This window comes from Pseudomonas sp. AP42, from assembly GCF_001728935.1.
Taxonomy (GTDB): domain Bacteria; phylum Pseudomonadota; class Gammaproteobacteria; order Pseudomonadales; family Pseudomonadaceae; genus Aquipseudomonas; species Aquipseudomonas lactis.
Genome location: NZ_LYSO01000004.1, coordinates 87,857 through 106,343, shown reverse-complemented (window position 1 = coordinate 106,343; position 18,487 = coordinate 87,857). Strand labels below are relative to the sequence as shown.

The following is an 18,487-nucleotide window of genomic DNA, read 5'->3' as shown; positions in this document are numbered from 1 at the left end:
CAGATGATGGATGTGCGATCCCCTTTGGCCGCTTTCGGCCTGTGCGCGGCGTTGCTGATGGCCAGCGGCTGCTCCCCCAAAGAAGAGCAGAAGCAGGCGACCCTCGAAGAGAAAACCACCAAGTTCGAACAGTCCCTGGACAGCATCCAGGACCCTAAACTGCGCGATGCCATTGCGGACCTGGGCGGCTCGCTGCTGTTGCTGGAGCGCGCGCGCGTCAAGCTCGCCAGCAAGCCCATCGAAGCCGAATACGGCGAAGACAGCCTGGCCCTGCTCAAGCATTACCCTACGCCCCAAGCGCTGGTGGACACCTACATCAATGGCCTGTTCGTACTGCGCAAAACCTCGCACTCCGACTATCTGACGGATTTGCAGCCGGTCTTCCCGTTCAACTTCAACGCCCCGGACCAGTTCCCCTTCCCCCATGGCCTGGAATGGCAGTCGGTCACCCTGAGCAACGATAAAGTCATTCCCTTCCAGCCGGAATGGTCCGAAACCGACCCCGGCATCCAACTGAGCCCCAGCAGCTCCAACCTGACCAACCCCGACGACCTGACGGTGACCTACCCGTTTATTGAAGGGATCGAGACGGAAAACAAGAGCCAGCCACAACCCATCAGCCTCAAGGGCGCGGTGGAGGTGATCACCCCGGGCAAGGTGCTGACGTTCGACCTGACCAAACAAGACGTGGGCCATAAACGCACCGACGGCAACATCACCCTCAACCTGCTGACGCTGGAAAAGAACTACGCCGAGATCGAACTGACCAACAGCCAGCCCCTGGCCGCCGAAGTGGGCGATGCGTCACCCAACCCGCTGCTGGTACAGGCACAGGACAGCACCGGGCAATTTCTGACCCGCTCAGGTTCGATCAACGAGAGTGCCGCGCAAGTGGCGTTCTATGAGAAACAACTGGCCGAGATGCAGAAACAAACCGCGTGGTCCGATGCCTTCGATAAACAGCTGACCGACGCGCAAAAAGCCTTCGAGCGCCAGCAGACCAGCCATTACGCCAAGGTGTATTTCAACGGGCTGATCGATAACCTGCAGGTCAATGTGCTGGATTTCTCCAAGGCCACGCTCACCCGTAAAGACCTGGACCTACCGGTGATGCGCTTTGACAGGAACAGCCTGCAACACACCGTACAGCCCCTGCCGATGCCGGTCACGGTGTACGACGACAGCGCCGCCAGTTGGCTCAAAGATGCCTCGATGACGGAGGAGCAACTGAAAAACAGCGTCACCCTCAGCCAATCGACCGAAGACGCCAGTGCCGCAAAAATCGTGTTCGACCACCCGTTCACCTTCAATGACGACCTGGTCGGTGCCGAGCGCAACAACAGTGACGCGCCTATCACCTTCTTCACCGCCGACGACAAGGGCGAACGTGGCGAGCCCATCGAGTTGCCGACCGAAGCGTTCGAACTGAATGCCGCCAGCGGCACGCTGACGTACGACCTCAACCTGTTCCCGGAAACCCCGGCGTATGTGGTGGGTTCGGTACCGTTGTTTTTGGCCACCATCGAGAAAGCCACAATCGACGCCGCCAAGCTGCCCAAGGGCCTGTCGCTCAAGGACAACGCGCTGATCGTCGACCAGAAGGACTTCCCCGCCGACAGCTGGCGTTTCTACGCCAAGGATGCCAGCGGCAATTACCTCAAGGAGATCCTCGGTGTCAGCCACCGCGCCGAGGAATACGGCACGGCGATGTTTGACGTGCATTACTTCTACGGCCAGCCGACCACGCTGGAAAGTTACCAGCGCACCGACCTCAGCACCGTGCAATACGGCTTTGAGGTCAAGCTGGACAAGCCTGAGAGCAAATAACCGGCGCTACAGGGCCAGCCGCTCCTGACCGCCGTTGAGTTGGCGCAAATGGGCTTGCAGGTGCAGGCACCAGATCTGCGGCTCGTCCATTTGCTCGTAGCCGTGCAAGGTCAGGCTATCGACGATGGTGCCCAGCATGCGTTCTGCCACGAAAGGCCCATGGAACGGGCCCTGGGATTTGACGGTGGATGGCTGTTCGCCCGACATGCCGGCGGCAAATAGCAGCGTCCACATCCCGTTATCCCCGGCAAGAGGGCGAATGGAGCATTCGATACGGGTGACCAGGCCCAGGCACTGGCGGGTAAGGCAAAGGTTGCGCGACATGGCGGCGACCCTCGGTAGATCGGTGTTCAGCCCCAGCGCACGGCGAGGCTGTTTCTATCCTGCGACTCCTGTGGATATCCCTGACTCTGAGAATAGAATAAAAACGCGACAAACCAAGGTTGTAGAGACCAACGGGCGTTGGTCCCAGGCGAGAGTCAATTTTGTGGCAGGTTTAATAGGTCAATGTGGGAGCGGGCTTGCTCGCGAATGCGCTGGTTCAGTCACAGATGCAGTGATTGACACTCCGCATTCGCGAGCAAGCCTGCTCCCACAGTTTTGATCCCGTTTCGCCTTGGCTATCAGGTCGGCTTGGCTTCTGCCAACGCCTGCTGCGCCAGCTCTTTTTCCGCCTCCTTCAAATCCTCCTCACTGATCATCTCGGCAATCGCCCGCAAGCGCTCCACCACCCGCGCATTCACGGTGCCTTCCGGGAACTGCCCCTCGGCGTCCGGCTCGCCGGCATCTTCGCCCACCAGCAGGCTCAGCGCCTCGTCGGCCTGGCGCACCGCATAGATATGGAATTGCCCCGCACGCACAGCCTGCAACACCTTCTCGTCGAGCATCAGCGTGGCGACGTTGGCCTGAGGGATGATCGCCCCCTGCTCACCGGTCAACCCGCGGGCTTCGCAGAGGCGGAAGAAGCCTTCGATCTTCTCGTTGACCCCGCCCACCGCCTGCACTTCACCAAACTGGTTGATCGAGCCGGTAATCGCAAAGCATTGCTTGAGCGGCGTCTTCGACAAGGCCGAGATCAAGGTGCATGCCTCGCCCAGAGAAGCGCTGTCGCCGTCCACATACCCGTAGGACTGCTCCAGGGCGATACTCGCGGAAATCGCCAACGGAAATTCCTGGGCATAGCGGCTGCCCAGGTAACCGGTGAGGATCATCACGCCCTTGGAGTGGATCGGCTGGCCGAGGTTAACTTCGCGCTCGATGTCGACAATGCCGCTGCCGCCCGGGTACACCGTGGCGGAAATCCGCGCCGGCACGCCGAATGCCGAGTCGCCCACTTCCAGCACCGTCAGGCCGTTGCACTTGCCCACGGCCGCACCGGCGGTGTCGATCAGGATGACGCCGGCGAGCATGTCGTCGAGAATCCGCGCCGACACGCGGCCGGTGCGTGTGGCCTTGGCCTTGAGGGCGCGCTCGATATGCCCGGCATCGGTCATCTCGTCGCCCGCCAGGTGGCGAATGAAGTCCGCCTCGCTGACCAGCTGGAACAAATCACCAATACGCGCCGACAAGCGGCCCTGATGTTCGGCCAGGCGTGCGCTGTAGGTCGCCAGGCGCGCCACCGCGTCCGAGGTGAGCGGCGCCATGCCCTCTTCCGACGTGCGGGTTTTGAGCAACTGGGCGAACTGCTCCAGGCTCTCGTCGACCATGGGGATGTCTTCGTCGAAGTCCACCAGTACACGGAACATCTCCTGGAAGTCCGGGTCGGCGTCCTGCAAGGCGTAATACAACTGGCGCGAACCGATGATGATCACCTTGACCTGCAAGGGAATCATCTGCGGGTTGAGGGTGACGGTGGCCAGGCGGCCGAGTTCGCCCAGGGGCGACTCCATCTTCAGCTTGCGCGATTGCAGGGAGCGCTTGAGCGCATCCCACACAAAGGGCTCGCTGAGCATTTTTTCGGCTTCCAGGATCAGGAAGCCGCCATTGGCGCGGTGCAAGGCGCCGGGACGCAGCTGGCGATAGGTGGTGTAGAGCGCGCCCTGGTCGGTGCTGTATTCGATACGGCCGAACAGGTTGTCGTAGGTCGGGTGCGGTTCAAACACCACCGGCGCGCCACCGTTGACCGAGTGGCCCACCACCAGGCTCGGGCAGTACTGTTCTTCAAGCAGCTTGCGCGCCTGGGCGTCGGTCTTGGCGTCGTCCACCAATTGCTCCACCACGGTTTTGAGCAGGTACACCTGCATGGCTTGCAGGTAGCCACAGACCCCGGCGTTTTCTGCGTATTTTTCTGACAACGGCGCCAGCAAAGGCTGCAGGGCCAGAGTGATGGTTTCTTCGTTGAACTGGCGCAGTTGGTTGTTGGACTCGCGCTTCCACTGCGGCAGGCTGGCCAGCTCCTCGTTGAGGCGTTCTTCCAGCTCGGAGATATCGGTGTGGAAGCGCTCGCGATCGGCTTCCGGCAGTTGCGAAAACTCTGCTTCGTCCAGCGCCTTGCCGTCGAGCATCGGCGTGAAGGCGATGTTGGAGCTGTCGCGGTACAGCGCCACGTCTTTTTCCAGGGCCAGGCGCTCGATCACGTCCAGCGCCTTGTCGTAGCGCTGGTTGAACGCCCGGTCGATGGCGCTTTTACGCTGTTGATAAGTGGGGTGTTCGAACACCGCCGGGAAGGTGGCGACCAGGTTATCGACCAGGGCGTTGATATCAGCGATAAACGCCGCAGCGGCGCCACCTGGCAATTCCAGGGCGCGGGGCTCGCGGGGCTCATCGAAATTATTCACATAAACCCAGTCCGCCGGGGTTTGCAGGCGCTTGCCTTCGGCTTTCAGGTAGCGTTTGACGAACGAAAAGCGGCCGGTGCCCGGCTCGCCCATGACAAACACGTTGTAACCGGGGCGTGGCATGGCCACGCCGAACTGCAAGGCTTCAACCGCACGTTCCTGGCCAAGCACACCGCGAAAGGGCTCCAAATCATTGGTGGTCGAGAAGCTGAACTGTTCAGCGGAGAAAGGGCGAGTCAGCGCTTCGGGCGCTAGACGCAAGCTGGCAGCAACAGGATCAGGCATCGGGCTTCCTTACATCAGGCGGGGCAGATGGGGCATTCTGGCTCCCGGTTGAGCGCTCTGGCAAGGCGCGCTTTCGGGAAAGCATAGACACGGCACGCGTCCTACAAAAAAATCGCCCGCCACTGAATGTTTATAAAAAAACACGGAACCCTGGGAACGTGCCTAAACTCCAAACTGCGCGGGTTGGACTAATAACTGGCCCCTAGGGTGCGTTGAGCACCTGAACCCTTGTCCATTGGTTTGCACACAAAGAGAACAAAGCTATGAAACGGATCCTTCTTGGTACTCTCTTCACCGTCGTCTCCCTCAATGCAATGGCAGAAGCACCAGGTGGCCCGAACTGCGGTTGGGGCAACATGTTGTTTGAAGGCCAGCGCGGTACTCCGGCCCACTTCCTCGCCTCCACCACCAACGGTACTTCGGGTAACGCCACCTTCGGCATGACCTCGGGTACCAACGGTTGCAGCACCAACAGCGCCCTGACCTACGGCGGCAAGTCCTGGATTGCCATGAATGGCATGATGAACGAGCTGTCCGAAGACATGGCCAAAGGCAACGGCGAAGCGCTGACCACCTACGCGGTGGTACTGGGTGTTGCGCCGGAAGATCGCGATCACTTCGCGGCCGTGACCCACGAGCACTTCCAGCAGATCTTCAGCAAGGCTGACGTGACCGCTGACGACGTGCACAACAACACCATTGCTGTACTGAAAAGCGATGCCCGTCTGGCGAAATACGCAACCCAGGCTTAAGCTCGACCTGCCCGCGCCTTTCGAGGCGCGGGTACTATTTTTGGACCCGCCTCCCCTTTGGGTCTCACTTTTTTGACTTAAGTTGCCCCTATGCTCAAACGCTTTGCCTGGTTGGCACTCTTCGCCTGCGCCCCGCTGTACGCGGCCCCGCACCTTGATGATCAACGTTTGCAGCAACTGGCCAATGATCCGTTCTGGCTGTCGCTGGGGCACTACGAAGCCGGCAAAGTCAGTGGCTGGCGCAGCTATGTCAGCGACAAGAAATTCTTCCTCGCTCCCGATGGCGCACACCATCCGGACGCCGAACTCAAGGCCACCGTTGATGCGCTGTATGCACCGGCCAGCCTGGGTGAAAAGCACGCCCAATGCGTTTACCCCGCACGTACCCGCTGGCTCAAGGCGCAGTTGCAACTGAACGACCTGCCCGCGCTGGAATGCAAAGAGTTCACCCAGTGGTTCAAGGACGTCGCGCCCCATAGCGCAGTGATGATCTTCCCGGCGGCCTACCTCAACAGCCCGTCGTCGATGTTCGGCCACACCCTGCTGCGCATCGACCAGGCTGACGTGCAAAGCAACAACACCGCCCTGCTCAGCTATGCGATCAACTTCGGCGCCTATATCGAAGGCTCCGACAACAGCATCCTGTATGCCTGGAAGGGCCTGATGGGCGGTTATCCGGGCCTGTTCGCCCTGGTGCCCTACCAGGAAAAGCTCTCCGAATACCGCAGCCTCGAAAACCGCGATTTGTGGGAATACCGCCTGAACCTCACCGAGGTCGAGACCAAGCGTATGGTCGAGCACGTGTGGGAGCTCAAGCAGATCCAGTTCGACTACTTCTTCTTCGACGAAAACTGCTCCTACCGCCTGCTGGAACTGCTGCAAGTGGCCCGCCCCGGCCTGCGCCTGACCGAACAGTTCCCGCTCACCGCGATCCCTACCGATACCGTCAAGGCGGTAAAGGACGCAGGTCTGGTCGAAAAGATCGACTATCGCCCCTCCCGTGAACGTGAACTGCTGAAACGCGCCAAGCCACTCGATAGCGATGAGCAACAGTGGGTGCTGAAAATCAGCGACGACCAAAAGCAACTGCAGGAACCGGCATTCAAAGCCCTGCCCCGCGAGCGCCAGGCACTGATCGTGGATGCCGCTTACCGCCTGGGCCGCTACCGCGCCAATGGCCTGGAGCGCGATGCGACACGCTCCCAGCGCAGCTTCGAACTGCTGCGCGCGATCAACCAGAACCCGGCGCCCGACCTGAAGATCACCCCGCCTGGCCTGCCGGAAAACGGCCACGAGTCGCGCACCTGGCAAGCCGGCATCGGCACCCGTGGCGACAAAGCCTTCGGCGAATACGGCCTGCGCATGGCCTACCACGACCTCAACGACAACGCCGAAGGCTTCCCCCTGGGCGCGCAGATCGAAATTTTGCAAATGAAATTGCGCCAGTACGAGGGCAATCACTGGCAACTCCAGCAACTGGACCTGGCCACCATACGCTCGCTGACGCCACGCAATGCGCTGCTGCAGCCTTGGTCGTGGCAAGTCACCGGCGGCCTGGAACGCGTGCCGGGCAAACACGACGACGAAACCCTCGTGGCCCACGTCAACGGCGGCGCCGGTGGCACCTGGCAACTCTCCGACGACATGCTCAGCTTCGCCCTCGGCACCGTGCGCGTGGAGCACAACAACGACTTCAGCGAAGCCATCTCCCCCGCCGCCGGTTTCAATACCGGCGTGCTGTGGAAAAACCCGTTGGGCAACCTGAGCCTGGAAGCCAAGGGCGATTTCTTCACCAACGGCGAAGTGCGGCGCAGCATCAGCCTCAACCAGCAATGGGAACTGTCGCGCAACCTGGGCCTGCGCCTGAGTGCCCAGCGTGAGTTCAGCCACCTGTCCACGCCAGTCAATGAAGTGATGCTTGAGCTGAAGTGGTACCACTACTGACTCAAGCCTTACAACGTTCAAAATGTGGGAGCGGGCTTGCTCGCGAATGCGCAGTGTCAGTCACTGATTGTTTGTCTGACGCACCGCATTCGCGAGCAAGCCCGCTCCCACATTTGGCCCGTGTATAGTCAGCCGTACCGCATCGCACCTCGCCAAAATCAGGAGTTCCATCGACATGACTGTTGCCTGCACCACCCTTGAAGAAGTGCGCGAAAACATCGACCGCCTCGACCAACATATCGTCACATTGCTGGCCGAACGCGGCCACTTCGTTTCCCAAGCCGCACGCTTCAAAAAAGACACCGATGACGTGAAGGCTCCACAACGGGTTGAACAAGTAATCGCCAAGGTGCGGGCATTATCCGAGGTAGTGGGCGCCAACCCTGAGGTCACTGAGCAGGTCTATCGCGCGATGATTGCTGCATTTATTCAACAGGAATTGGCTGAGCATGCCGCGCTCGGAACAGCAGGCTGAAATTAATCAAATTTCTTTGCCTGCATGGAAGTTCTAAGCCCCTCATTAACTCTTTGAAAAACAAGTAGAAAATTTTAGCCATGTTTTGAGCCTTTTACCTGTGAAAACTTATTCCTGATGACCTAGCTTTATGAAGGTTTGCGTCTAGTCTTGGTTGGATATCAAACTGCCATCAACCTAAACACGGATCTGAAAAGGTAAGAGGCTCACTATGGATTTTTTTGAAAAGCTCACCAGTCTGGCAGCAAAGGTTCGATTGCAAGGCCCGGCCATTCAAACAGAAGAGGCTACAAAAAATGCCTTCGTAATGCCTTTTATCAACGCGGTGCTGGGCTACGACGTGTTCGATCCACTGGAAGTGATGCCTGAATTTGTTTGTGATGTTGGAACGAAGAAAGGCGAGAAGATCGATTATGCGATCATGAAGGACGGTGAGGTGCAAATACTCATCGAATGCAAAAAGATCGGCGAGTCCCTGAGTATTAATCACGCCTCGCAGCTCTTTCGATACTTTCACGTCACAAGCGCAAGAATTTCCATCCTCACCAACGGTCAGGTCTACAGGTTCTTTACCGACTTGGACGCCCCCAATAAAATGGACGAAAAACCGTTTTTGGAACTGGACTTACTGGATATTGATGAATATTCGGTACCTGAACTGATCAAGCTCACCAAATCAGCGTTCGATGTCGACTCAATCATCAATGCTGCTGGGGAATTAAAATACGTCAGCCAATTGAAAAAGCTCATCGGTACCCAAGTCAGCAAACCAGAAGATGATTTTGTGAAGTTTTTCGCCTCCCGTGTCTACGAGGGCGTAATCACACAAAAGGTTCGCGAGCAATTTTACGAACTGACCCGTAAAGCATTAGCCCAGTTTCTGAATGATCAAATCAACGATCGTCTGAAGTCCGCAATGAGCGGCGTTATTCAACCCTCGCTAGCATCAATACCCGTTACAAACAGCGCGAAGGCAGACGCACAAGACCGAGATGAAACAGAAGATAAAATCCTGACGACGCTGGAAGAGCTGGAGGGTTATCACATTGTCCGAGCCGTTGTACGCTCAGTGGTCGATGCAAAACGAATCGTACAAAGGGATGCGCAGAGCTATTTTGGAGTGCTGCTAGATGATAACAACCGTAAGCCGATTTGCCGTCTTCACTTCAATCGCAGCCAGAAATACCTCGGGATATTCGACGAGGAAAAAAATGAAACGCGGCATGCGATTTCGTCCATCGATGAGATTTACGAATACGCCGATCAACTGAAAAAGACAGTGGGTTATTACGACTGACACCTGACAGCAGGCTGGTATTAGCGCAACCCCACACCCTGTACCTATGGCGAGACAGATTGCTCCATCTCCATAGGTACAGCGTCGACTTCGAACGGCGAGTGAACCAAACGCCCTTCTCACCTTTTCTTCACACCGCCCCAACAAATCCCCTTCTAGACTCTCCTTATCAGCCGTAAAACGGCCAGGGAGTACGCCATGTGGCGGTATGCGGTCATGCTGTGCGCGGTGGTGGGGTTGTCGGGTTGCCAGTCAACCCATCAGGAATTACTGGCCAAAGGTTATCCACCGGCCTTCGCCGACGGTTTTGACGACGGTTGCAGCAGCGGGCGCCAGGCCGCTGGGGTGATTACCGGGGCGTTTCGCAAGAATGTGCCGCGCTATCTGAAAGACCGGCCATACGCCGAAGGTTGGGAAGATGGGTTTCGTCAGTGCAAGGCCATGCGCGAGAGCCAGGAACTGCGCGATTACGAGGAAAACCGCAGGGACGACCGCGAACACGATTGGCAGCAGGAAAAAGATCGCGACGCCGCCAAAGCCTATCGCTCACGCTGATCGTGGGAACGATCAGCCCGCGAACGTGGCCCAACTTCCATAGGAAGGAGAACGCCATGAGCCGAGCTTTTGTAAATGAAGACAACGCGGCGGCCCAGGCCGATCAGCCGGTGGAGCGCCAGGTCAGCGAGCAGCCCAACCGCATGACTGCGCAAGGGCTGGCGCAGTTGCAGGCCAAGGTGGCGCATTTACACGCGGAGCACAGCGACGAAGCCGCCAAAGGTGAGCAGGCTGATAAACAGCGCCAGGCTGACCTTGAGCGGGATTTACGCTACTTCAACCAGCGGGTGCAGAGCGCCCAGGTAGTCGTGCCGGCCACGTCCACCGACAAGGTACAGATCGGCAGTTGGGTCACGTTCGCCAACGAGCAGGACGAACAGCAGCGCATCCAGTTGGTCGGTGAAGACCAGGCCGATGCCAACGCGGGCTTGATCAACTGGGGCTCGCCTCTGGGCCGTGCCTTGTTGGGCGCCCAGGTGGGCGACGAGGTGCTGCGGCAGCGCCCCGTCGGCGATCAATTGATCGAAGTGTTACGCGTCGAACCCGAGATTTAAACGATGCCTTGGGCCAGCATCGCGTCAGCCACTTTCACGAAGCCTGCGATGTTGGCGCCCTTGACGTAGTTGATGCGGCCGTTTTCTTCACCGTAATGCACGCAGGCATGGTGGATCGACTGCATGATGTTGTGCAGCTTGCTGTCCACCTCCCCTGCGGTCCACAGCAGGCGCATGGCGTTCTGCGACATTTCCAGGCCGCTCACCGCCACACCACCGGCATTGGACGCCTTGCCCGGCGCAAACAGGATGCCCGCGTCGATAAAGATATCCACAGCCTCCAAGGTGGTCGGCATGTTCGCGCCTTCGGCCACGCAGAGGCAGCCGTTGCGCAGCAAGGTGCGCGCAGCGTCGGCGTCGAGTTCGTTCTGGGTGGCGCAGGGCAGCGCGATATCGCAGGCCAGTTCCCAAGGCGTCTGGCCTTTGCGGAACTCCAGGCCGAAACGTGTGGCCAGTTCACTGATACGCCCGCGCTGTACATTCTTCAACTCCAGCAGCGCCGACCATTGTTCTTCGGTCAAACCGCTTTCGGCGTACAGGGTGCCTTCGGAGTCCGACAGGGAAATGACCTTGCCGCCCAGGTCCATGACCTTGCGCGCCGCGTACTGCGCCACGTTGCCAGAGCCGGACACCGCCACCCGCTTGCCTTCGACGCGCTGGCCTTGGCGCTTGAGCATTTCCTCGGCGAAATACACACAGCCAAAACCGGTGGCTTCCGGGCGGATCAAGCTGCCGCCGTAAGTCATGCCCTTGCCGGTCAGCACCGAGGTGAATTGATTGCTCAAGCGTTTGTACTGGCCGAACAGAAAGCCGATTTCCCGCGCGCCCACGCCGATGTCGCCGGCCGGTACGTCCACGTCCGCACCGATGTGGCGGTACAGCTCGCTCATGAACGCCTGGCAGAAGCGCATCACTTCGGCGTCGCTTTTGCCCTTGGGGTCGAAGTCCGAGCCGCCTTTGCCGCCGCCCATGGGCAGCGAGGTCAGGGAGTTCTTGAAGGTCTGTTCGAAGGCAAGGAATTTCAGCACGCCCAGGTTGACCGAAGGGTGAAAGCGCAAGCCGCCTTTGTAGGGCCCAATGGCGCTGTTCATCTGGATACGGAAACCGCGATTGACCTGGACCTTGCCGTGATCATCCACCCACGACACCCGGAACGTGATCGCGCGCTCCGGCTCGCAGATGCGCTCCAGGATGCCCGAGGTCAGATAGTGCGGGTTGGCTTCAAGAAAGGGCCACAGGCTGCGCAGGACTTCTTCTACAGCCTGGTGGAATTCCGGCTGGTCCGGGTCGCGTTTCTTGAGGCGGGCAAGGAAGGAGTCGACGGATTCGGTCATGAAAAGTCTCGGCAAATTGATTGTTGTTAAACAGAGATTGAGCCGGACTTTATCAATTCGTTTCGCACCGCGACAGGGCAAAATGTCGCCTTTGCGAAATTAAATGGTGCAATAAGTATAAATAACTGCCTTTTTTTGCCCTTAAATGGGGATTTCGCTCTGAGTTTTGCACCAACAGGTAGGCCGTTATCGCAGGCAAGCCAGCTCCCACATGACCGGTGTACTCGATCAAATGTGGGAGCAGGGTACTAGCGCGTACCCGGCACCAGGTCGAGTATCTCGTCGATGCCCAGGCAACGTGGCTCCAGCTCCAGCGTCCTGCCATTGGCGAGTATGCCGACGGCGGTATCGCGCATGGCCAGGTAGGCACTGCGCAACATGTGATTGGCATAAATCACCGCGTTGAAACCTGCTCGCTCCAGCACCTCGAACTTCAGGTGAACATAGCTGGTCGGCACGCAAATCAGCGGCACCTTGGGCCGCTGCCGGCGAAACTGCCGGGCGAACTCCAGGATTTCCAAGCCATCCTGCTTGCGGCTGTGGATCATGATGCCGTCCGCCCCCGCCTCCACATACGCCAGGCACCGCGCCATCGCCTCTTCCATGCCGCGATCCAGGATCAAGCTTTCACACCGGGCAATCATCATCAGCCCTGAGCCGTTGCGACTCGCACAGCCGGCTTGGAGCTTGGCGCAAAAGGCCTCGATGGACTCCTGCGCCTGGTCGACCTCGATGCCCAAGAGTGAGTTCTTCTTCAGGCCGCACTTGTCTTCGATCACCACCGCCGAGACGCCCGCGCGCTCCAGCATCTTGATATGAATCGCGAAATGTTCGGCCTTGCCGCCGGTATCGGCATCGAAGATCAGCGGCAGCGAACACACATCGAAAATTTCGCGAATCCCCGGCAATCGGTTACTGGGCGAAAGAATTTCGATGTCGGGTAACCCGCGCTGGGTCGAGTCGGTCAGCGAACTCGACCAGATGGCGTCGTACCCCACCGTATGCCCGGGGCTGATTTCCAGCCTGGCGCGCTGCGCGAGCAACGCCGATATCGGGCTATGGGCTTCGAGTACGCGCAGGCAACGGTTGCTATCCAATAGCGCCGACAGAGGGCGTCGGCGCGCTTCGGTATCCATCATAGGGTTCAGGCTCCTTATCAGCGGCACAACGGGGTTATCGGACAGCCTCAATCCCAGGCGGGCTGTTCGCACTTGAGCACCGACGCCATCTTTTGCAGATGCTCACAGGCCCTGGCCACGTACTCCCTGGAGAGCCGTGCGATACGCGCGTAATCCACCGCCTGCCCGGTGGCGCTGGCATACAGCCGCAACGCCTCTGCGGCATGCTTGAAGTGGCGTGCTTCCACGCTGCCGCAATGCACGCTGAGAAAACTCGCGACGCGGCTGGCCTCGCCGGCGCTATAGCCCCGCACATCGCGCAACCACTGTTTCCACAGCGGGGTCATCAGGTTGTATTCGCCGGTATTGAACAACTCCGTCATGGCCATCATTTCCAGCGCTTCGATGAGTTGCGGCGCCAACGGGCGTTTTTCCCCCACCCAACCGGAGAATTCTTTGGTGATCGGGTTAAGGAATTTGTCTTGCAGGCGCCAATCATCGGAGCCGCAGATGGCCGAAGCCATGCGGTAATACAGCTTGGAATGGTGCGGATGCCCATGCATTTCACCCAGCCCGATGTCCTCGACAATGATCTCCCCACAATGGGCCGCCGCTTCGAGCATTTTCAACCGGGCGTCATCCGTCAACGATGCCGACTCCTGGAGGATGCGCACGATGATGCTCGACACGGCATGGGCGGCGCCGTCCGGGCTACGCCAGCCACAGAAGAACGTACACAGTGACGACTCGCTCCAATTACTGGAGGTCATGTCGACATAGGTCTCGCAGTACGTGTCCAGCGCGGCGGTCTGACTGTTGAAACCGCTGAGCAGGGCCTGGGCCAGATGTCCGTCCTCGACATCCACCAGCGCCTGGTTCACGTACCCGATAAATTGGCGGCTCAGATTTTCCACGGCTCATATCCTTTTAAGGTGGGGTTAATGCGCAACGATTTCTGACATGAAACGAGCGAAGCGTGTGAGGCCCTCAATCAGCGCTTCACGCTCAACGGCGTAGGAGATGCGGATGCTGTTTTCGTCGCCACAGCCAGAGCCGGGCACCACCGCGATATGGGCCTCGGTCAATAACAGATCGGCCAAGTGGTCGACGTCACGAATAACGGTGCCCAGGTAGCGGCCACCCAACTTGCGGGACACGTCGATAAACAGATAAAACGCCCCTTCCGGCGGGGCGCACCGAATGCCGTCGACATGCCCAAGGCAAGTGCAGGCCGCGAGCAATTGCTGGTCGAGGAAGGCATTGACCTGGCGGGTAAAGTGCGGCGCGTCCGCCATCAGGCTGCCGAGCGCGGCATATTGGGACAGGCTGCTGGGGTTGGACGTCGTATGCCCTTGCAGGTTGTGCATGGCGGCGATAACTGGGGCCGGCGCGCACGCATACCCTACCCGCCAGCCGGTAACCGCGTGGCTCTTGGAAAACGAATCGACCAGTACCGTCTGATGTTTGAGCGGCGCAAACAGCGACACGATGTTGTGATGCTCGTGGGGCGCGCGCACCAGTTTGCGGTAACACTCGTCGAACACCACCCAAAGCCTGTGTGCGAAGGCGAGCCGGGCAATCCCCAGCAGTTCTTCGCGCTGATAAACCGTGCCCGTCGGATTGTTCGGGGTGTTGATCACAATCATCCGGGTGCGCGGGGTCAAGGCCTTCTGGACCGCTGCGCAGGTGAGGCGATAGTCATCCGCAGCCGTGTCGACATAGACGGGGACGCCGCCGGCCAGCTGGATCTGGGTGGGGAAGGTTTCCCAGTACGGCACCGCGACGATGACTTCATCCCCCGGATTGAGCAGCACCATCGCGGTGTTATACAGCGCCTGCTTGGCACCGGCGGTCACCGCTATTTCATCGGCGACGTACTTCACCCCGCAGCGCTGAGTGACCTGCTGCGCCAGCGCGTGGCGAAGCTGGGGCAGGCCGATGGGCGGCGTATAGCGGTTGCGGGCAGTGGCGAGCGCCTCGGCCGCGGCGGCTTGCATGACCGGGCAGGCATCGAAGGACAATTCGCCCGCGGCAAAGTTGACCACATTGACGCCGGCTTCTTTCAAGGCATTGGCTTTGCTGCGCATGCTGGACGTGCCGGGTGCGCTGAGACGTTGCGCACGCTGGGACAACGGCAATGACACGGCAGAGGGCTCACTGTTATTCATTGTTATACCTGCCAGAACACGTTGGAACGTTCGTTCGCCCTACCGGGCTTGGGCCTCCAACCCTTGCTGAACCCGCCAGGACAGCGGCAAGGTCAGCAACAGGGTGGCGGCCAGCAACAGGACGGCCATGGGCACACCGGTGGCATCCCCAAGGCTGCCGAACAGCACCGGCGCCAAGGCGCCGCCACCGATGGTGCCGGTGTAGAACACGGCGAACGCCTGGTCGCGCTTGCCCGGCCCTGCCAGGTCCGGGACTGCGCCGTACAGCACCGACGACGTGCCGTTCAGCGCCAGCCCCAGCAGCGGCAACATCACCATCAAGCCGGCGTAGGGCAAGTACACCGCCATGACGATCAGCACGGCCGTGGTGAACTCCGTGGCCCACACCGTTTTCATCATGCCGATGCGCGCACCGAGGTAACCGCACAACAATTTGCCGAAGGCGCCCCCCACGAACAGCATCGTCAGCGCCAGGCCGATGCCCGCAGGCCCGGCGCCCTTGGCCTTGAGCAAAAACGGCAGGAACGTGAGAAACCCCATGCGCACGGCGCTGTCCAGCGTGCCGGTCACGATCAGCGCACGCAGGCCGCTCGCAGAACCGGCGCCGCCGCCCGTACGGGTAGCTTTCACCGGTGCTGCCGACGCCTCGGCCCGTGCCGGGATCAGCCACCACAACAGGCCTGCCGCCAGCAGCCCGAGGACACCCAGCAGGGTGACACTGGCGCGCCAACTGATGACCGCCAGCAACAGGCCGATCAACCCCGGGATCAGGGTCTTGCCGATATCGCCGCTGAAGTTGTACTGCGACAATGCTTGTTTGACGCCCCCGCCTGCCTCATGCGTATCGGTGATCAATGACGAGGCCAGCGGGTGCTGCGTACTCGCGCCGAGCCCGCCCAGCAGCAGCGCCAACAGCAACACGCCCAGCCCACCGGCCTGGCCGGCCAGCAGGTAGGCCAGGCCTGCCAACGCCGTGCCACCTACCAGCAAGCGTTCACGCCCCCAGCGCGCGGCAGCGCGGCTGGCCAGTAACTGAAAACCGGCCATCATGCCCGCGTAGGCACCGCGCAACAGGCCGATCTGGGCGTAGCTGAGGCCGAACTGCGCTTGCCAGATCGGCAACAGCACATAAATCACATCGGTCAGCCCGTCGTGCACGGCATGCGCGCCGCAGCCGGCCACCAGAGCGCGGCGACGCACGGTGACCGGGTCAGGCGGCGACAACGATGGCGCTGCGGTCTGCTTCAGGGTGTTCATCTGGGTCAGAGGCTCTCAGGCAAAACGCCGGGTTAACCCAGCAACTGCGCACAGTCGCTCATCACACTGGCTTTACGCTGCAGGTATTGGGCAAAAATGTCGCGCGCGGTGGCGGGGTCCACTTCAATCTGCATGGCAGTGGTGAACTCATTCACCGCCGCCACCGCATGGGCGAAATGGTTGCTCTCGGTACCGCCGGTGTGCACCGTGACCCAGGCCACTGTCGCACGGGATTTCTCCGGCGGCACGCCCATGTCCCGCACGAACCACTGTGAGTACAACGGGTGGATGAATTCCACTTCGCCGTGGGTGTACACCTCGTGGATCAACGTGGTCAGCAACCCCTGCAGCAGGTCGCGATCACGCAGGCGGCGGGTGTCGGTCCAGTCTTTGAACGCCTGCGCCGAGGGCAGGCAATTGTCCTTCAAGATCCACTGGTCATCGCCGCACAGCGCGGTGGCCATGGTGTAGAACAGGTCTGCGTGCAAGGTGTTGCCCAACGCGCCCAGATCTTCATCGGTGATGCGTTGCAGGCTGCCGCAGGCGCGGTACAACTGCGCGGCGGCGGCGGAGCCTTCATCGGAGCGCGCCAGCAAGGTAATGCGGTTGGCCAGGCCGGACACACTGGCTGCCGAATTATTGGTCTTGGACCAACTGGCGAAGAACTTGCGCAGTACCGCCGGCGAATGCCGACGCGAGGTGAGCCGTGCAAAAGCGTCTTCGATACTCACCAACGCCTCCTCCTGCGCCCAGAAGGCTTCGAACAGCGCGTGGCGCAAGGCACTGGCCGGCATGTCGTTCAATACCGGTTCGATGAGCTTTAACAACTGGCTGTGCTTGATCACGGTGTTAGTCATGTTCACCTCTCATAGTCCTTTATTGGATGAAAAATCAGGCTGGTTTGCCGCGCTGTCCGGCGATCAGGGCCTGGGGCGTTACCGGTTTCCAGCCCAGCAGGGCAATCGCCAGCGACAACAGCTGAAAACCTGCGACCAACGCCACGCAGCCCGGCCAGCCCCATTGATTCCAGAGCATGGCCGGGACCACGGCGCCGGCGCTGCCGCCCAGGTAATAGCCGGTCAGGTACAGCCCCACGGCGCCGGACTTGTCCGGGCCCGCCGTGGTGGCGATATACGCATTGGCGGATGCCTGCGCCAGGAATACGCCGGTCGAGCTCAGGGCCAGCCCCAGCACGATCAGCCACAGGGACGGCAACAATGTCAGCGCCGAGCCACAGATGCCGAGCGCCACAGCGCCGGTCAGTAACTGCGATTGTGGTCGCGATTTGCTCAAGCGCCCCGCAATAGGAATGACCACCAGCGCCAGCAGGAATACGGCATACAAAGTGCCCAAGGCTGCGGCGCCCAGGTTGAACGGGGCCTGGCTGAGATACAGCCCGGCATAGGTAAAGGTTGCGACTTGTGAGAACAGCACGCAGAAACCGACGCCATAGGCCGCCAGCAAGGGTTTGCGCAGAAGCCGGCGCACCCCGTGCATGCCCACGGCCGCGACGCCGGGCCGCGCCACCGGGTTGGCCGGCAACAGCCACACAATCAGCAGGCCGACCAGCAGGCTGATCACCGCCAACAGTTCGAAGGCTTCCCGCCAGCCCACATATTGGGTCATGACACCCGAGACAAAGCGCCCGGCAAACCCACCGAGCACCGTACCCGCGACGTACAAACTGGTGATCTCGGTAACGCTGGCCGCACGCCAGCGATCGCCGATATAGGCCACGCTGGTGGCGAACACCACGGGGATCAACATCCCTTCGACAAAACGCCACACCAGCAGCTCGGCAAAACTGTCCACATAGGCCGTCAGCAGCGTCGGCAGCGCCAGCAGCAACGCGGCCACGGCAATCACGGTGCGTTGCTCGAAACGTCCGGTCAGACGCCCGACAAACGGCGCGGTCAGCGCCACGGCCAGCGTGGTCACCGTGATGCTCCACCCTGCCTGCCGGGCGCTCACCTGGAAGCTTTCGGCAAACGCAGGCAGGATGCTCTGTGTCGCATAAAGATTCAGAAACGCCGCACAGCCACACAGGAACACGGCGAAGCGGGCGTGATGCATGCGCGGGTTCATGTGGCCTCTCGTCTTATAGTCGAGGATGTTTATAGAATACCCAGCGCAGGGAACACCAA

General features: G+C 60.2%; 16 protein-coding genes. 7 read left to right on the top strand and 9 right to left on the bottom strand.

Features of this window, described 5'->3' with window-relative positions:
* The first annotated feature begins 3 nt into the window (after positions 1–3).
* Positions 4–1,827 carry a hypothetical protein gene (locus tag A7K61_RS02985; protein WP_083263035.1) on the top strand — a complete coding sequence of 608 codons (1,824 nt, stop codon included), beginning with the start codon at positions 4–6 and terminating at the stop codon, positions 1,825–1,827.
* Positions 1,828–1,833: 6 nt separating this feature from the next.
* On the opposite strand, the gene A7K61_RS02980 is transcribed toward A7K61_RS02985, so the two are convergent.
* Together A7K61_RS02980 and A7K61_RS02975 are read right to left on the bottom strand one after the other, a co-directional pair.
* Complete coding sequence (locus tag A7K61_RS02980) at positions 1,834–2,151, bottom strand: hypothetical protein (protein ID WP_003194269.1); 318 nt, start codon at positions 2,149–2,151, stop codon at positions 1,834–1,836.
* 299 nt (positions 2,152–2,450) lie between these two features.
* Complete coding sequence (locus A7K61_RS02975; RefSeq protein ID WP_003194272.1) at positions 2,451–4,889, bottom strand: Lon protease family protein; 2,439 nt, start codon at positions 4,887–4,889, stop codon at positions 2,451–2,453.
* Positions 4,890–5,152: 263 nt separating this feature from the next.
* On the opposite strand from A7K61_RS02975, the gene A7K61_RS02970 reads away from it, so the two are divergent.
* The 6 genes from A7K61_RS02970 to A7K61_RS02945 all read left to right on the top strand — a co-directional run bounded on the left by A7K61_RS02970 (position 5,153) and on the right by A7K61_RS02945 (position 10,466).
* Positions 5,153–5,641: a DUF3015 domain-containing protein gene (locus A7K61_RS02970; protein ID WP_003194274.1), complete on the top strand. Its 489-nt coding sequence runs from the start codon at positions 5,153–5,155 to the stop codon at positions 5,639–5,641.
* A 90-nt stretch (positions 5,642–5,731) separates the two neighbouring features.
* Positions 5,732–7,585 (top strand): DUF4105 domain-containing protein, encoded by a 1,854-nt coding sequence (locus tag A7K61_RS02965; protein ID WP_069556916.1) that lies wholly within the window; start codon positions 5,732–5,734, stop codon positions 7,583–7,585.
* Positions 7,586–7,760: 175 nt separating this feature from the next.
* Positions 7,761–8,060: a chorismate mutase gene (locus A7K61_RS02960; RefSeq protein WP_044268754.1), complete on the top strand. Its 300-nt coding sequence runs from the start codon at positions 7,761–7,763 to the stop codon at positions 8,058–8,060.
* 211 nt (positions 8,061–8,271) lie between these two features.
* Positions 8,272–9,357, top strand: coding sequence for a type I restriction endonuclease (locus A7K61_RS02955; RefSeq protein ID WP_069556915.1), 1,086 nt, complete (start codon positions 8,272–8,274; stop codon positions 9,355–9,357).
* Positions 9,358–9,555: 198 nt separating this feature from the next.
* Positions 9,556–9,912, top strand: coding sequence for a hypothetical protein (locus A7K61_RS02950; RefSeq protein ID WP_047711822.1), 357 nt, complete (start codon positions 9,556–9,558; stop codon positions 9,910–9,912).
* A gap of 56 nt (positions 9,913–9,968) precedes the next feature.
* Positions 9,969–10,466, top strand: a complete 498-nt coding sequence (locus tag A7K61_RS02945; RefSeq protein ID WP_069556914.1) for a GreA/GreB family elongation factor — start codon at positions 9,969–9,971, stop codon at positions 10,464–10,466.
* Here the strand turns inward: A7K61_RS02945 and gdhA are convergent.
* From gdhA to A7K61_RS02910, 7 genes are all read right to left on the bottom strand, one after another.
* Positions 10,463–11,800 carry an NADP-specific glutamate dehydrogenase gene (gene gdhA, locus A7K61_RS02940; protein WP_032895242.1) on the bottom strand — a complete coding sequence of 446 codons (1,338 nt, stop codon included), beginning with the start codon at positions 11,798–11,800 and terminating at the stop codon, positions 10,463–10,465. The two genes, A7K61_RS02945 and gdhA, sit on opposite strands and share 4 nt — an antisense overlap.
* Before the next feature lie 248 nt (positions 11,801–12,048).
* Complete coding sequence (aepX, locus tag A7K61_RS02935) at positions 12,049–12,939, bottom strand: phosphoenolpyruvate mutase (protein WP_003194283.1); 891 nt, start codon at positions 12,937–12,939, stop codon at positions 12,049–12,051.
* Positions 12,940–12,986: 47 nt separating this feature from the next.
* Positions 12,987–13,832 (bottom strand): hypothetical protein, encoded by an 846-nt coding sequence (locus A7K61_RS02930; RefSeq protein WP_069556913.1) that lies wholly within the window; start codon positions 13,830–13,832, stop codon positions 12,987–12,989.
* Positions 13,833–13,856: 24 nt separating this feature from the next.
* Positions 13,857–15,086: a pyridoxal phosphate-dependent aminotransferase gene (locus tag A7K61_RS02925; RefSeq protein ID WP_057711061.1), complete on the bottom strand. Its 1,230-nt coding sequence runs from the start codon at positions 15,084–15,086 to the stop codon at positions 13,857–13,859.
* A gap of 39 nt (positions 15,087–15,125) precedes the next feature.
* Complete coding sequence (locus A7K61_RS02920; protein ID WP_044268774.1) at positions 15,126–16,343, bottom strand: MFS transporter; 1,218 nt, start codon at positions 16,341–16,343, stop codon at positions 15,126–15,128.
* 32 nt (positions 16,344–16,375) lie between these two features.
* Positions 16,376–17,200 (bottom strand): hypothetical protein, encoded by an 825-nt coding sequence (locus A7K61_RS02915; protein ID WP_032900882.1) that lies wholly within the window; start codon positions 17,198–17,200, stop codon positions 16,376–16,378.
* A gap of 34 nt (positions 17,201–17,234) precedes the next feature.
* Positions 17,235–18,428: an MFS transporter gene (locus A7K61_RS02910; protein WP_003194293.1), complete on the bottom strand. Its 1,194-nt coding sequence runs from the start codon at positions 18,426–18,428 to the stop codon at positions 17,235–17,237.
* Between the last annotated feature and the right edge of the window lie 59 nt (positions 18,429–18,487).